Here is a 15479-nt window from a genome sequence, read left to right as displayed (position 1 = left end):
CCGTGCCGGCCGCCGAGCGGGGCACTCGTACGCCGGCGCGCAGTGTCGGCGAGGGCCTGGAGGCGACGGCGCGCCGCCTGGACGGGGCGGCGCGCCGTGGGGGTCGTGTGCGGCCTAGCGACCGACCCGGACCCTGACCTCCTTGGTGGTGGTGTTGCCGCTCGGGTCGGTCGCATCGAACACGAAGGTGTAGACAGCGCCGTTCCGGGCGAGCACCCGAGCCTCGGTGTCGGAGACGACCCGGACGTCGGCCTTGTGGCCCTCGGCCGTCGCGTCGACGAGTGCCACCTCGACCTCACCCGAGTCGTCGGACGCGTCGATGTCGAACGTCACGGCGCGCCACTTGTTGTTCGGCGGGAACACGACCTCCGGATCCACCGCGACTGCGAGTTCCGGTGCGTTGGCGTCGTACCGCAGATCGACGAACGGAACGATCTTCGCCTGGCGCGGACCGAACTCGAGGTAGACCTGGTCGTTGCCCCACCAGCCGCGCTGGTTCAGCCCCTGCGCGATGACACCGCGGTTGAGCTGGACGTTCGAGAGCACCGAGTGGTACTCGATAACGATCTCGTTCTCTCCGTCGATGAGATTCGGGCTGACGTCCACGATGGGTTTGGTCCAGTTGATCCCACCCGTGTAGAGGTCCGTGCCCACCAGGGGCACCTGCTGACCGGTGCCGTCATCGATGGTGGGCTTGCCGACACCGCCGACGTCCTTCTTCGCCTTCGTCGGGTTGGTGCTGACGTGCCCGCCGACCTTCTGACCGTTGATCCACACCTTCATGCTCGATTCCAGCGTGTTTCCGAAGTCGAGATAGGCACCGGAGGCGCTGTCGGCGTCCCAGGTAAAGGTGGCCTCGTAGTGGCCCGTGCCGGAAACCGCATTGCCGACCTCAGGGATGTTGTTCCAGGTCGTCAGCGTGTCCAGCGCCACGTTGATCGGAGTCTTCACCGTGGACGTCTTCCGGTTGGTCGTCGTCACGCCGTCAATCGTCTCCGTGCGGGTCAGGTTCCCAGCGGTCGCGTTCGGCCGCCATGACTCGACCGTCAGATCCCAGTCGGTGATGTCGTACGCCGCCGGGACCGTCACGGCCTTCTCGTATTGCTTGCCGTTGCTCAGCACCGTCTTCACGTTTCCGCTCTCGGTCTCGCGGACGGCAACACCATCGGCAACAGCATGCGCCGAGTCGGCGGTCGTGGAGATGACGTGCAGCTTCTCGCTGTCGACCTTCTCGAACGCCAACAGTTCGATGTTGTTGTAGTCGAGGTCGATCGGGACCACGGTCTTGCCGTCCTCCCACCGGTAACCAGCAAGCTCGGTCACCTCGCCGGTCCATGCGTCGATGACGTACGGGATGAACTTCCCGTCCTTCACGATGTCGGTCTTGATGTTGGTGCCGTGGTCCTCGTTCCGGACGCTTTCCTTGTGGCTGAACTGGTGGTACGAGCCGTCGTCGTAGTTGTAGACGTAGACGTACTCGTTGCCGGCGTCATCCTGACGGGTTTGCGTGAGCAGCTGGTGGTTCCACTCCGAGTACCCGGTCGTCGGATACACGCCCAGCTCTTGCAGCTTCTCCATGACGTTGTCGTCATACCCGCCCGGGTCGCCACTGAAGTACCCGCCGGCCGGGATGTCGAAGACCTCCGCCGTCCGAACCGTCGACAGCGTCTTCAGGTTGGCCATGACCGCCGCGAGTTCCGCGCCCTTGCCGTCGTTGAGCGGCGTACGCGAACCAGCGCCCTCCAGGATGACCACCGGAAGGCCCTTCTTCGCCCAATCGAGAATCCGCTTGGCACCATCGATGTCCAGCCAGTCCTGGTACAGGACCAGGGCCTTGTAGCCGGCCTTCTCGATGGTCTTGGTGGTCTCATCGAATGTGACATCGTCGTCGAACAGGAACTTCGGGCTGAAGTAGTCGTACGTGTAGCCGTTGTCCTGCAACTCCGTCGAACGGTAGTACACACCCTGATGGGCGAGCTGCCAGTTCATCTCGGTGTTGTCGTTTGCGACGCCACCGCCGAAGCGCACGCCCTGCGTCCAGTTCTGGTGGATGAACCCGACATCGGTGCGTGACTTCCCCGTCTGCAGCAACTGCTGCACACGACCCAGGTGCGCGTTGAACTCGTCGTAGTCCGCCGCAGACGGATGACGTGTGCCGAAGTGCCGGAAGCCGGTCGGATTGTGCCCGGGCCATTGAGTATTGCCGTAGCTGTAGCCGGCACCCCAGACATGCCAGACAATGCGCTGGAAGCCGGCAGCAAAGGCGGAGTAGGCGTCCTCGAGATCCCGCTGCGCAGTGTTGTTGTATATTGCCATCTGCGCTCCCGTCTCGGTGGAGAGCACCTTGTTCTCGAGCTTGGAACCTCCGGTCCACAGGCGGAAGATGTCCACCTGGTTGTACTGGTTGAAGTTCTCCGCCTCCGGGTAGTCCACAGCCATGATGGGCTCGGAGTTCTCAATCGGCTTACCGTAGGAGATCTGCGCCCGGGTCTTGATGCCCACCGAGTTCAGCCACTCCTTCAGGGGAGTCAGCATCCGCTCCATGTACAGCTGCGTCTGCACGTCGAGCCAATCATTGATGATGGCCTGACGACGCTCCTCGTCACCAGCCAGCCGGTACACCCCGGTGGTGCCCACGGAGTGATAGGGGTCGTAAACCAAGGACTTGACGCCCCTGATCAAGAAGAGGTACGGCGTGATGTCGTAGCCCTTCCGCGCTTGGAACTCCTCGGCCATGTCCTCCGCCCAGAAAGTGAACTGGGTCGCGGTCGCCACGGGCGCCTGAAATTCGGCTCCGCCGCCGGGGTGAATTTCGAGAGAGTCCATGAACAGCTGGACATCGCCCTGCTTGAACTTCGTCACCAGGTCGGGATCGCTCAGGTAGTGCTCCTCCCAGAACTCCTTGAGCGCCTCCACGCCACGCACATCGAAGTAGTTCGTGGCATAACTCGGCTGAGCGGACGGGCTGGAAGTCTGATATGTCCCCTGCGTCCAGATCGCGAACACCTGGTAGTTCCCGGAGGCGGGAGCTGTCCAGTTCAAGTTCTGCGTCCAAGCGTCCGCGCCCTGCGACACCAAAGGCGCCAGGTCGATGAAGCTGTCCGCGTCAACGGCAACTCCCTCAACCAGCTCGTACGCGTATGCGGTCACGAACTTCGCCCCAGCCCTGCGCGCATTCGCCGCTGGCGTCGGCAGCACCGTCACGCTCGCGCCGGCGTTCACCGTCCCGGTGCCCAGAGTCAGGTTCTGCATGGCCGCCTGGCTTGTCGGATCCAGCCCGGGCACGTTCGAGGTTGCCCAGTTCGTGCCCGAGGTGAGGTAGACGCCCATGCCCAGGTCGAGGAGCTTGTTCATCATCAAGTTCCACTTGTGGGTCCACATCTCGGTGCCGTAGGCATACGTCGCGTCTGGCGCGGCGTTGTCGCCCTGCATGGCCAGCTCCACGCCACGGAACCCAGAGTCGTAGAGAGCCTGGATCTCTTCCAGGAGGGTCTCGTCGGTGTGCGACGCCTCGCCGAGCCACCAGCGCACGTCCGTGCTGAAGACCCGGTCCGGATCGACGTACCTGCTCTCCAGCTGCTCCGCAAAACCGGAGGCCGCGGAGGTCGCTGCAACACTCACAGGTGCGGGCGGCTCAGTAGCCGCCGCCGCGCCGGTCGCTGCAGCGCTCACGACGAGTGCGCACCCAGCAACGCCCGCGAGCCCGATCTTCAGTGCTCTAGGCCAACGTGGATCATTTGACATCTTCTCTCCCCTGAGCAACGTTTGGTCGGCAAATTCGGGCGGCTCCGACGGTCCCGAGTCGCATTGACTCAGGTTGAATCGATTCAACTGGCCATTGAAGATACCGACTTTGATTCGCCCTGTGTAGTGCCCGCAACCAAGGTTGGCCGTTACCGGCCATCGATGCCGGCGAGTCTCGGCCTCTCCTTACCTGAAGGCGACAGCCCGGCACGCCACCGCCACCGCGATCCCGCCAGCGGCGAGATCGACGACGACCGGGTAGATCTGTAATGGGTGGCGGCTGGTCCGAGACCGGCTGGCAGGCTGATGGCCAGCTCGACGCGGGTGACTCCGGGAATATCCGACCCCACTTCGGCGGGTGCCACCGTGGCCCTCGTCGGCGTCGAGCACGTCCGGGTCCCGTACCGCATCTACCCCGGCGAACCCGCCGCTTCGACATCCTGTTGGTGCTCACGGGCACGCCGTTCGAGGTAGGCAGCAACGTCGTCCGCCTGGGTCTTACGTCCGTGGCGCCGGCGACCGTGCCCGCGTCTGTCCTCGTCACAGCGTTTCCAGGAGAGGGCCGAATCCGCCCGCGCAGGAATAAGGGCAGGTGTGGGAGAGTTGATTTCGACAGGTCGTGATTTTGCGTATTTCAGTAGTTGATCTTTTGACATCCGCGGATCAGGTAGCGCGGGTGGTGTCGTCTTCCTCTTGGGGCGGATGTGGCCGCCGGGGCAAACGGCTCGGATAGCCGCAGGGTGCGGCTCCCACTCCCAAGGAGGAGACATATGGCACAGGGCACTGTGAAGTGGTTCAACGACGACAAGGGCTTCGGCTTCATCTCCGTCGACGACGGCGGCGCCGACGTCTTCGTCCACTTCTCTGAGATCCAGTCGAACGGCTTCCGCAGCCTCGCCGAGAGCCAGCGGGTCGAGTTCGACATCGTGCAGGGCCAGAAGGGCCCGCAGGCAGCGGGCGTACGCGTCCTCTGAGCAATCGTGATCATGGCCGGGAACCCGTCGGGCTCCCGGCCAGCCGCTAACGGGCCAGCACAAACCCCACCGAATCTGAGACAGGAGTCGCATGGGCGCGACCAGTCCGCCGGCGGTCGTCGATCGCCTCGATGTCCCCCGCACCGTGAACGAACCTAAGCCGCTGCTCGCCGCGCCGCAGACCAGAGCAGGTGCGGTCGCGATCTGGATCTTCGTGGTCACCCCGTTCGTTGCTCTCCTCGCCGCCATGCCGGTCGCGTGGGGCTGGGGACTGTCCGGCGTCGACCTGACCTTGGCGATCATCACCTATCTGATCAGCGGGTTCGGCATCGCGGCCGGGTATCACCGCCATCTGACCCACGGGTCGTTCAAGGCGCGGCGCGGACTGCGTATCGCGCTGGCCGTGGCTGGATCGCTCGCCGTCGAGGGTTCGCCGACACAGTGGGTCGCCAATCACCGCCGCCATCACGCCTTCTCCGACCGCGAAGGCGACCCCCACTCGCCTTGGCGCTACGGCACGAGTGTCACCGCGGTGCTCAAGGGCCTGTTCCATGCCCACATCGGCTGGATGTTCCGGCGAGAGCTGAGCAACCGGTCCCGCTTCGCCCCGGACCTGCTCGCCGACCGCGACATCCGCGTGGTCGACCGCCTCTTCGGGCCGCTGGTCGCGGTGTCCCTGCTCACGCCCGCACTGATCGGCGGCCTCGTCACCGGCACCTGGGCGGGCGCGCTGAGTGCCTTCTTTTGGGCCGGGCTGGTCCGGATGGCCGTGCTGCACCACGTCACCTGGTCGGTGAACTCCATCTGCCACGTCGTGGGCGATCGGCCCTTCGTCAGCAAGGACCGGGCCACCAACTTCTGGCCCCTGGCGATCCTCTCCTTCGGCGAGAGCTGGCACAACTCCCATCACGCCGATCCGACGGGAGCCCGTCACGGAGTCCTGCGCGGCCAGCTCGACCCCGCCGCCCGGCTCATCTGGATCTTCGAGAAGCTCGGGCTGGCCCGCGATGTGCGTTGGCCGGTGCCCGAACGGCTGGACGCGAAGCGCGCGCGTTAGGGCTGCGCTTCTAGGTGGCCACCGGCTCCGGCGCTGCGTTGCCGACACCGGTCAGAGTGAGGCCGCCCCGACTGTGCCTGACTAGGATCACCGGCCCGTGCTCACGTATCCGGCGCACTACGTCCAAGACGTGCGCCACGTCGTCCGCGTGCCCGATCCCGGCCGCGCTCGGCGCGGCGGCCAGCACCCCGACTCCGCCGACGGCCGTTTGGTTCGCGGATCGCTCACCTGGGTGGCGATGCGGCCTCCAGTGGTTTCCCGCGGGCCTGTACGGCGTCGGCGGCGGCGATCCCGGTGAGGACCAGCGCGGCGGTGAGGGACACCAGCACCGGTGGTAGGAGGAGCATCAGCGGGGCGGCGAGGACGAGGATGACGACCCCGACTACCCGCGGCCGGGAGACCCGGGCGAACACCACGTACTCGAAATGGGCGCGTCCGGCGACAAACACGGCGGGGCCGCCGAGGATGACCACCACCCAGGCCGGCATCGTGTGGCCGAACGGGTGAGGGATGACCAGTTCATAGCCGACGGCGGTGATGATGATGATGATGCCGAGGATCATGATCCAGTGGGCGAAGGCAGCCACTCGGCCGAGGTGACTCGGATTCTTCGATGCGGCGAGCGCCTCGGCGAGGATCTGCCCGGCCCGGTAGAAGTAGACCCGCCAGAGCAGGACGGTGGTGGCGAACCCGATCACGAACGCGGCTGTCGATTCGACGTCGTACAGGCCGCCGGTGTAGGCGAGGGCGAGGGCCAGGACGGACTCACCGAGGGCGATCAGAAGGAACTGCCGGTACCGGTCCGCCAGGTGCTCGCCGGCGGCGGCCCATACCGTGGCTCGTCGCGCGCCGAGCTTCGGCACAGGCCACCCGACCCGTGCCGCCAGGAATTCCAAGCCCGCGGCGGCAACCCACAGCACCACCCGGGTCTGGTCGTGGGTGAACGCGCCGGCGATCCACAGGATGCCCGTCAGGCTGAACCAGACGAGCTGGCGCGTCACCGTGTCCTGCAGTTCGTGGCCGCGCAGCATGATCTCGAAGACGACGTACCGGCCGACCTGCATGACGACGTACGGCACGGCGAAGGCCAGACCGCCGCCATGGAACGCGCTGGGCAGCGCGGCCGACATGATCAGGACACCGAACATGGTCGCGATGGTCACGGCCTGCACCGGCAGCCGGCGCGGGTCGAGCCTGGCCGTCGTCCACGCGGCCACAGTCCAAACCGAGGTCAACGGATACAGCAGCAGTAACGTCTTGCCCACCGCGGGGAGAGCGAACCACTGGTCGGCGACGCCGGGACGGGCCAGTTGTTCGGTGATTCGCAGGGCGATCCGCTGGATGACGAAGACGAAGGCCAGGTCGAAGAACAGCTCGAGGAACGTCGCCTGTTGCGGGCTAGACGGCGTCCGGAGCAGGCCGGAGCGCCCACCTGCCGTCATCGTCAACCCCGCCTCGCTGGCCTGCCACGCAGCCACGCTGCCATGCCGCCCCATCGGCGGGGCATGATCGCGGGATTCCCGCCCGCGTGACGTGAATCGTGCTACGCCGGACGGCCACCGCCCGGTGACCGATTTTCCCCGAACGTGCCGAGCGGCAGCGGGGCGAGTTGCCGGTGCGCGACGGCCGGATAACCGAGATCCTCGTGTTCCACGAGCCGGCCCTGATCCCGTCGTTCAACCTCCCACTGACCCTGGACTGATGAGGTTTCGCGGTGGATGCCGTCTCAATATCGCACGAGGCAATCAGCCGGCAGAGGAGACAGCAGTGAGCGACATCGAACCGCAGACCGCGAACGGCAAAGTGCTCTGGCACTTCACCATGTCCCTGGACGGGTTCGTGGCCGGGCCGAACCACGAGATGGACTGGATGATGACCGGCATCTCGCCCCAGCCGGGCCTGATCGACGAGTACGTCCGGACCACCGGCGCGATCCTGGGCGGCCGGCGCGGCTGGGACCACTTCCCGGATCCCCGCATGGTCTACGGCGGTGCCTGGACCGGACCACTCTTTGTGCTCACCCACCACCCCGAGGACGCCAAGCCCGCCGACGGCGTCACGTTCCTGGACTGTGACGTGGCCGAGGCAGTGCGGATCGCGCTGGCCGCTGCCGGCGGCAGGAACGTCGAAGTGCATTCGCCGACGATCGGTGGCCAGCTTCTCGAACGCGGGCTGCTCGACGAGATCAACCTGCACATCGCGCCCGTGCTGCTCGGCGACGGCATCCGGCTGCTGGACCTCCCCGGTGGCCGGCCGCACTACCTCCACCGGGTCGGCGCCGGCGACCCCACGGCCGAGCTGAGTGTGCGGTACCGGCCGGTCAGGCCGTGACCGCGAGCGTCACCACGGCGACGGCGCGCGCACCCAGCAGGGTGCCGATCGCCAGACCCCCGGCCCAGGCGCGGGTGGTTCGGTAGAAGGAACGGTCGAGGGCGAGCACCCGAGCGTCAGGAACACCCCGAGGTAGGCGGACACGACACACGCGCCCCTGGCCTCGGCGGTGTCAAGCGAGGCGACGGCGAATAGGATCCAGGCGGCCAGGAGCACGTGCGGGGCCGGGGCCGCGAGCATGCCTGCCGGGATGCCCGCGTCGCGGCCCCCGCGGTTCCACGGCAGCCCGCTACAGCACGTGAACGGTGGCGGCCGTGGCTACCGCAGTGATGAACGTAGCCACGGCCCGACATTCACCGAGCGGGAAAGCGCACGATGCGATCGTCACCGTCGCGGAGGTCGCCGCGTCCGTCGGTGTTCGAGGTCGTGACCCACAGCGCACCGTCCGGAGCCACCTGCACACTGCGCAGCCGCCCGTACCGGTCGGTCAGCTGGGCAGACGGCTCACCGAGCCGATCACCGTCGAGCGGGATGACCCACAGCCGCTCACCACGCAACGCGGCCACGTAGGCGGTACCGCCGGTGATCGCGATGCCGGACGGAGACGCCTCGCGCACCGGCCAGGTGACCAGCGGGTTGGTGTAGCGGCCACCTGCGGTGTCCCCGTCGCCCTCGACCTCCGGCCAGCCGTAGTTGCGACCGGCCTCGATGAGGTTGACCTCGTCGACGTCGTTCTGCCCGAACTCGGTGGCGAACAGCCGGCCGTCGGCATCCCACGCCAGGCCCTGCACGTTGCGGTGGCCCAGGCTGTAGACCGGCGAACCGGTGGTGGGGTTGCCGGGCGCCGGATCGCCGTCCGGGGTCAGCCGCAGGATCTTGCCGGCGGGGCTCGCCGGATCCTGGGAGCTGGAGGTGTTTCCGGCGTCGCCGGTGCCGGCATAGAGCATGCCGTCGGGACCGAACGCGATCCGCCCGCCGTTGTGGAACCTCGCCTTGGCGATGCCGGAGAAAACCACCTCGGGCTGGCCACCGCTGAGCCGGAACCGCACGATGCGGTTGTCGTCGGCGGCGGTGAGGTAGGCGTAGACCAGGTCATCGGTGGCGAAGTTCGGGGAGACGGCGAGGCCAAGAAGTCCGCCCTCACCGGCCGCCGCCACGCCGGGCACTTCGGCGACCTGCTGCGGGGCGCCGCCGCCGGGGGTCAGGCGCAGAATCCGGCCGGTGTCCCGCTCGGCGATCAGCGCGTCGCCGTCGGGCAGAAACGCCAGGCCCCACGGTACGTCGATGCCTCGGGCCAGTTCCTCCGCTGCGTCGAGGTCGGGTGCCGCGGACGGGGAACTGCTCGCCGTACTCGTCACCACGGGTCCCGCTCCCGCGCCCGTCTCGTTCCCGCTGCTGCTGTCGCACGCGGCGACACCGGTTGCCAGCAGGACCGCCACCGATCCCACCCACACTCTGCTTCGCATTCGTCTCCTCTGACGGTCTTCTGGTCCATCACGTTGCCCTGACCACAGCCAAGCAGGCCACAGCGAAAACTGACGAAAAGAGCAGCCGTCGAGACACGCGTCACCGGATCAAGATCGAGGGGCTGCCGCTCCGTGGGTCCGAGCCGCCCACCGCCCTCGGATTCGCCCGGGCTTGATACCGCGGTCGGCCGGGTCGGACGGGCCATCGGAGCGCCCCGGAGCGAGTCCGCCGGCCATGAGACGCGCCCCCAGCCTCCCCATGCGCCACCCCGAGCAGCTCTTCGTCCATGCCCTGCACGCCGAAGGCCACTCCGCCCACCGTCCCGTACACGGCGAGGGGCAGGCCGATGGCGGTGTACCGGGGCACGCGTTTCTCCAGTGCCCGGAACACGGCGATCAGGCCGACCAACCAGGCCGCCACGGAGATGACCGTGAACGGTGCGGCCGCGATTCCCTGTGTGCCGTCCCGCCAGAAGAAGGCGTCCACGGCCTGCAGAGCCGGCCCGAGCATCAGTCCGGCCCCACCGATGCGTCGCAGAAGCACGGGCAGCTCACGTTGAGATTGGGGATAGGTAGTCATGCAACCCACGCTAGGGTCGGGCGAGGGCGGCCCCATCCACCCGACGCAGTTCCGGCCGTACCGCAGACGCGGTACGCCAGATGTGGTGGCGGCACCGCGGGTGGGACGCCCTGCGGGCGCGAGTACGCGGCTCACCTCGGCGGCGGAAGGCCGGCCAGCCCGCACTGGTAGGCGAAGACCACCAGCTGTGCGCGGTCGCGCGCACCGAGCTTGGCCATCGCACGGTTCACGTGGGTCTTCGCGGTCGCCGGGCTCATTCTCAACCGTCCGCCGATTTCCTGATTGGACAGCCCTGCGGCGACGAGGGTGACCACTTCGCGTTCGCGTGGGGTGAGCCCGGCGAGCCGCTCGGGTGCCAGCTCGGGGCCGCCGAGCCTGTTCACGAACGCGGCGATCAGCCGCCGGGTCACGGTGGGCGCGAGCATCGCGTCCCCACGGGCCACGGTGCGTACCGCCTGCCGCAGGTCGTCCGGCTCGATGTCCTTCAACAGGAATCCGCTCGCGCCCGCGTGCAACGCCGTGAAGACATATTCGTCCAACTCGAACGTGGTCAGCATCAACACCCGCACGCCCGGTAACCGTTCGTCGGTCAGGATGCGCCGGGTCGCGGTCAGCCCGTCGGTGCCCGGCATCCGCACGTCCATCAGCACCACGTCCGGGCGGTGTGCGCGGGTCAACGCGATCGCCTCGTCCCCGTCGGCCGCCTCGCCGACCACCGCGATGTCGTCCGCCCGCTCCAGCAGCGCCCGGAAACCACTACGCACCAGCGCCTGGTCGTCGGCCAGCAGCACCCGGATCATGGCAACCGTTCCCGCGCAGGCAGCCAGGCCCGTACCCGGAAGCCGCCCTCCGGTTCGGGTCCGGCCGTCAACCAGCCACCCAGGCTCCTCGCCCGCTCCGCCATCCCCCGGATTCCGTACCCGCCCTCCCCCTCGATGCGCGGTGGATGCGGACCGCCCCGGCCCGAAGCGTCAGCTTGGGAATTGTCGATCTCCGGCACGCCACCGGCTCGGCGGCCTGGTCTCGACACTCTCGCCTGGCCTCGGCTAACCCCTGTTGTCCTCGCCCAATGGCACACTAATGGCACATGGCTGGCACGCCGCCATCATCCGTATGCCAAACCGCTCCACGGCAGTTCGATGGCGTCCGCCCGCCGTGGATGCCAGCGCCCTACCCGGCCGATCCGTTCGGCTGAGCTCGATCGCGTACGTCCCCGCGGCTCCCCGACCGTGGCTGCCGCGAGGTGCAAGTGAAGCCTATGGATGGGCCTTGGGAGGCTCACCTCCCAAAGGGATCGCTGCCAGAGCTGAGAGAGGGGCATCATGCCAGTCACTCTCGTCCCCCCGACCATAAGGCGAGCGGCCGCGCGGATCGGCCTCGTCGCAGCCGTGGCCGCGGTAGCCGCGATGGCCTATGTGGCGGGCGTCGTACCGGCGCCTGCTCGGGTTGCGGTGGACCACTGCTACGTCACCTACGACCGGTTGGAGAGGCAGCTCAGTCGGTGCGTGGGGCGCTGGACCCGGATCGGTGGTGTGACCGGTTCAGGCCCGGTCCACGGCGTGCCCGTCAGCACGCAGTGGCAAGTACTCACCACGGCTCCGGACGAGAACTTCGAGTGGGAAGTCAGCATTCCCGAAACCTCACGTCATTACACCGCCCTCACTGCCCCGACGATCGCGTGGGTTATTCCGTGGCCCATGCAGGTCTTGTGGGCGATTGTCGCCGTAACGGCGGTTGGCTATCTCGTCGGGACAACTGTGAGCCGGGCGCGACGACGATCGATCGACCGGTAGTAGATCCAGGTTTCTCTGTGCGAACAGGCACTGCCGGTACGACGCCCGCTGCATGATCGAACTCCTCCTCGCCGGACTGCGCCTCCATTCGGCAGAGCCGCGTCACCGGAAGCCGTCTGCTACCTGACAGGCCCGTCACACACCGCTTCACACGCCCGCCGCGCATCGTGGACCCAGTCACGGGCAAGAAGGCTGAGGAGGATGTCATGACGACGCAAACAGAGGCGGAGGCGGACCGGGTGCTTAAGGCGCGGCATCGGGCGCTGTGGGCGCTGGGTGATTATCCCGCGGTCGCGAGTGAGGTGATCGCGACGCTGGGGCCGGTCCTCGTCCAGGCCGCAGGCATCAAATCCGGGCAGCGGGTGTTGGACGTCGCGGCGGGTTCGGGCAACGCAGCTCTGCCGGCTGCGCGGGTCGGTGCGAATGTGACGGCGTCGGATCTGACGCCTGAGCTGTTGGCGGCGGGCCGGAGGCAGGCTGGTGACCTTCCTGTTCGGTGGGAAACTGGCGACGCTGAGGCACTGCCCTACCCGATGGGTTCTTTCGACGCGGTGATCTCGTGCGTGGGCGTGATGTTCGCGCCGCACCACCAGGTCGCGGCCGACGAGCTGGCGCGTGTGTGCTGTAGCGGTGGCACGATCTCGGTGCTCAGCTGGACTCCGGCTGGGTTCATCGGGCAGATGTTCGCGGCGATGAAGCCGTACTCGCCGCCGCCCCCGCCCGGTGCTCTGCCGCCCCCGCTGTGGGGCGACGAGCAGCACGTACGCGAGCTGCTCGGTGACCGCGTCGTGAACGTCGACGCGCGCACAGCGGCGTTGACCGTCGACCGGTTCGGCAGCGCCGAGGAGTTCCGCGACTTCTTCAAGGCCTGCTATGGGCCGACGATCGCCACCTACCGGCACATCGGCGAGGACCCGGAGAAGGTCGCTGCGCTGGACGCGGCGCTGGTCGAGCTCGGGCGGCGCTTCGGCGCGGACGGCGGCAGCATGCCGTGGGAGTACCTGCTGCTGACAGCGCGCAAGGCGTAAGACGATGAGCGCGCCACAGTGGACGCTGGCCGATGCCGGATGGGGTCGCAAGGCGGTCGATGCGGCGACCGTCCACGAACCGCAGAACGTGCGCGAGTATGTGGCAATGCACCAGCACCTGGGGGTGGGGCGGGGAACCCGCGTACTCGATGTGGCGTGCGGTGCCGGGCTCGCAGTCGAGCTCGGCACCGCAAGGGGCGCCACGCTCGCGGGCATCGACGCGTCGCCGCGGCTGATCGCGGTCGCCCGCGACCGCAGCCCGGTGGCCGACCTGCGGGTCGGTGACATGCGCGAGCTGCCGTGGGCCGACGCGGCGTTCGACGTCGTCACTAGTTTCCGCGGCATCTGGGGCACCACGCCTGAGGTCCTCGACGAGGTACGCCGGGTGCTGCGGTCCGGCGGCAGGTTCGGCATGACGGTCTGGGGCCACGTCAAGGCCTCGCCGGGGGCGTGGGCGCTGCGCCCGTTCCAGTGGGCGCCCCAGCCGCAGGTCGCCCACCAGGCTGCCATGAACAACCTCGGCAAGCCTGGCGTCGGCGAGCACCTGCTGGCCCGGCACGGCTTCGAGGCCATACGCCGGGTCAGCATCCCGTGCGTGTGGGAGTTCGCCGACCCCGAGTCGTTCGCCCGGGCGCTGGCCGCGACCGGCCCTGGCTATGAGGCCATCGAAGCGGTCGGGGAGGAGCAATTCCTCGCCGACGCGGCCCAGCTCGCGCAGGAGTACCAGCGCGAGGGCCTGCCGCTGCGAGCCGAGATCAACCTCGTCGGCTTCATCGCGTCGGCGCCCGGCAACATCGGACGACCCTTCCTCGACGAGCCAGCGGAGCTGTCGCAGCAGGCCCGCACGACCTACGAGGACGACCACGCCGAACTGGGCTACGTCATGAACACCACCCGGCTCTGGGCGCACGACGCCGAGGCCCTGGACAGTTTGTTCCGTACACTCGGCCACGTCACGAAGACCGCGGGCCTGTCCGTGCGCGACCGGGGCATCCTGGTCACCGCCACAGCATCGACGCTTGCTGACTCGTACTGCGCGCTGGCATGGGGCGGCAAGCTGGCGGCTGCCACGTCACCGGGGCTCGCCTCGGGGGTACTGTCCGGGGACGACAGCCTGCTCGATGACCGGGAACGGGCGCTGGCCCGGTGGGCACGGGCGGTCACGGCCGACGCGAACGCCACCGTCGCCGCCGACGTGCAGCCGCTGCGCGACGCCGGCTACCGAGAGGCGCAGATCCTGGCCATCACCGCGTACATCGCGTTGCGAATAGCGTTCTCCACGGTCAACGATGCCCTGGGGTCCGTGCCGGATTGGCAGCTGCGCGCGAGTACCCCCAAGGACGTGCTCGATGCCGTCACGTTCGGTCGCCCGCCCGCACCCGCACCCGCACCCGCACCCGCACCCGCACCCGCACCCGCAGGAGCATGATCATGAAAACGGTTGTCCACCTCCTCGGGCCGCCCCGCATCGTGCGGGACACGACGGTGATGGACGGCCCGCGCGGGCGCAAAGCCTGGGGCCTGCTCGCCTTCCTGCTACTCGCCGAGCGCGCGCCCAGCCGGCAGCGCCTGGTGTACATGCTGTTCGAGAAGGCCGAGGATCCCCGGGCCGCGCTGCGCTGGAACCTGGCCGAGGTACGCCGGGCGCTAGGCGGCCGGATCTCGATCGGGGGCGATCCGCTGACCTACACCCTCGCCGACGACATCGTGATCGATGTACTGGCCCTAGCTGAAACAACGCAGGGCGAGCTGCTCGAAGGGCTCACCTTCGACGACTCGCCCGCGTTCGACACGTGGCTGAGCGTCGAGCGGCAGCGGCTGGCCACCGACTGCCGGGCGCTGGGCTACCGCTTGGCGGTCGAACTGCTGAGCAGCGGGCAGCCCGCCGCCGCCGCCCGGATCGCCGCGCAGGCCATCGAGCGGGACCTACTCAACGCTGACCTGCACGCCGTCCTGGTATCGGCCATGGTGCACTCCGATGACCTCCCGGGTGCCCGGGCACACGTCGCCCGCTGCATCGACCTGTTCCGGCGAGAGCTGGACGTAGAGCTGCCCGCCGTCATCGCCGCAGCAGCTGTCCCGCCCACCCACGCTCCGGCAAGCCCGGCGACCGTCCGGTCGCTGCTCGACCTCGCGGACGCGTCACTGTCGGGAGGCAACGCGACGACCGGGATCGCACAGCTACGCCGGGCCGTCGCCGGGGTCGGCGACAACGACTCGCAGCTGGCCGGGCGGGCGCGCCTGGCGCTCGCCTCCGCGCTCATCCACGCCCAGGGCGGGCGCGGCGGCGACGTCATCACTCTGCTCCACCAGGCAATGGCCGACACCCAACGCAGCGGCGACAACGCCGTAGGCGCCGCCGCGTGCCGGGAGCTCGCGTTCCTCTTCGTCCAGAAGGGATACCGAGCCGAGGTGGAGCACTGGCTCAGCCGGGCCGAGGCCTACGGCCCATCCGCAGTGGAGGCTGCCCGCATTCTCGGAGTACGCGGCATGAGCCTGTCCGACG

General features: G+C 68.2%; 11 protein-coding genes. 7 read left to right on the top strand and 4 right to left on the bottom strand.

The annotated features are described in order from the left end of the window. Nucleotides 1-114: 114 nt before the first annotated feature. Nucleotides 115-3672, bottom strand: a complete 3558-nt coding sequence (locus AB0M52_RS16980; RefSeq protein ID WP_363954193.1) for a hypothetical protein — start codon at nucleotides 3670-3672, stop codon at nucleotides 115-117. An 842-nt stretch (nucleotides 3673-4514) separates the two neighbouring features. Between AB0M52_RS16980 and AB0M52_RS16975 the strand changes: the two genes are divergently transcribed. Next, nucleotides 4515-4718, top strand: a complete 204-nt coding sequence (locus AB0M52_RS16975; protein ID WP_111220184.1) for a cold-shock protein — start codon at nucleotides 4515-4517, stop codon at nucleotides 4716-4718. A gap of 91 nt (nucleotides 4719-4809) precedes the next feature. Beyond that, nucleotides 4810-5775 (top strand): acyl-CoA desaturase, encoded by a 966-nt coding sequence (locus tag AB0M52_RS16970; RefSeq protein ID WP_363954191.1) that lies wholly within the window; start codon nucleotides 4810-4812, stop codon nucleotides 5773-5775. Between the two features lie 224 nt (nucleotides 5776-5999). Here the strand turns inward: AB0M52_RS16970 and AB0M52_RS16965 are convergent, their stop codons facing one another. Further along, the gene (locus AB0M52_RS16965) at nucleotides 6000-7253 is read right to left on the bottom strand and encodes a low temperature requirement protein A (protein WP_363954189.1); all 1254 of its coding nucleotides are present in this window, start codon (nucleotides 7251-7253) and stop codon (nucleotides 6000-6002) included. A 289-nt stretch (nucleotides 7254-7542) separates the two neighbouring features. On the opposite strand from AB0M52_RS16965, the gene AB0M52_RS16960 reads away from it, so the two are divergent. Further along, nucleotides 7543-8106 (top strand): dihydrofolate reductase family protein, encoded by a 564-nt coding sequence (locus AB0M52_RS16960; protein WP_363954187.1) that lies wholly within the window; start codon nucleotides 7543-7545, stop codon nucleotides 8104-8106. Nucleotides 8107-8459: 353 nt separating this feature from the next. Here the strand turns inward: AB0M52_RS16960 and AB0M52_RS16955 are convergent, their stop codons facing one another. Together AB0M52_RS16955 and AB0M52_RS16950 are read right to left on the bottom strand one after the other, a co-directional pair. Beyond that, a complete protein-coding gene (locus AB0M52_RS16955) occupies nucleotides 8460-9572 on the bottom strand; it encodes a PQQ-dependent sugar dehydrogenase (protein ID WP_363954185.1) in 1113 nt (370 codons plus the stop codon). A gap of 711 nt (nucleotides 9573-10283) precedes the next feature. Next, nucleotides 10284-10952, bottom strand: coding sequence for a response regulator transcription factor (locus tag AB0M52_RS16950; protein WP_363954184.1), 669 nt, complete (start codon nucleotides 10950-10952; stop codon nucleotides 10284-10286). Between the two features lie 522 nt (nucleotides 10953-11474). Between AB0M52_RS16950 and AB0M52_RS16945 the strand changes: the two genes are divergently transcribed. From AB0M52_RS16945 to AB0M52_RS16930, 4 genes are all read left to right on the top strand, one after another. After that, nucleotides 11475-11945, top strand: a complete 471-nt coding sequence (locus AB0M52_RS16945) for a hypothetical protein (protein ID WP_363954183.1) — start codon at nucleotides 11475-11477, stop codon at nucleotides 11943-11945. Nucleotides 11946-12112: 167 nt separating this feature from the next. Continuing rightward, nucleotides 12113-12973 (top strand): class I SAM-dependent methyltransferase, encoded by an 861-nt coding sequence (locus tag AB0M52_RS16940; RefSeq protein ID WP_363954181.1) that lies wholly within the window; start codon nucleotides 12113-12115, stop codon nucleotides 12971-12973. Between the two features lie 4 nt (nucleotides 12974-12977). Further along, nucleotides 12978-14402, top strand: coding sequence for a methyltransferase domain-containing protein (locus tag AB0M52_RS16935; protein ID WP_363954179.1), 1425 nt, complete (start codon nucleotides 12978-12980; stop codon nucleotides 14400-14402). A 2-nt stretch (nucleotides 14403-14404) separates the two neighbouring features. Next, nucleotides 14405-15479, top strand: a 1075-nt coding sequence (locus AB0M52_RS16930; RefSeq protein ID WP_363954177.1) for a hypothetical protein, incomplete at its 3' end; no start/stop codon positions are given.

The organism is Micromonospora sp. NPDC051296, from assembly GCF_040682255.1.
GTDB lineage: Bacteria > Actinomycetota > Actinomycetes > Mycobacteriales > Micromonosporaceae > Micromonospora > Micromonospora craterilacus.
Note: the sequence above shows the minus strand (reverse complement) of the source record. Positions and strands in the feature narration are given on the sequence as shown.

Excerpts from the sequence above, each read along its gene's own strand:
- AB0M52_RS16975 (WP_111220184.1), top strand. The coding sequence starts at position 4,515 with ATGGCACAGGGCACTGTGAAGTGGTTCAACGACGACAAGGGCTTCGGC.
- AB0M52_RS16970 (WP_363954191.1), top strand. The coding sequence starts at position 4,810 with ATGGGCGCGACCAGTCCGCCGGCGGTCGTCGATCGCCTCGATGTCCCC.
- AB0M52_RS16955 (WP_363954185.1), bottom strand. The coding sequence starts at position 9,572 with ATGCGAAGCAGAGTGTGGGTGGGATCGGTGGCGGTCCTGCTGGCAACC.
- AB0M52_RS16950 (WP_363954184.1), bottom strand. The coding sequence starts at position 10,952 with ATGATCCGGGTGCTGCTGGCCGACGACCAGGCGCTGGTGCGTAGTGGT.
- AB0M52_RS16945 (WP_363954183.1), top strand. The coding sequence starts at position 11,475 with ATGCCAGTCACTCTCGTCCCCCCGACCATAAGGCGAGCGGCCGCGCGG.
- AB0M52_RS16935 (WP_363954179.1), top strand. The coding sequence starts at position 12,978 with ATGAGCGCGCCACAGTGGACGCTGGCCGATGCCGGATGGGGTCGCAAG.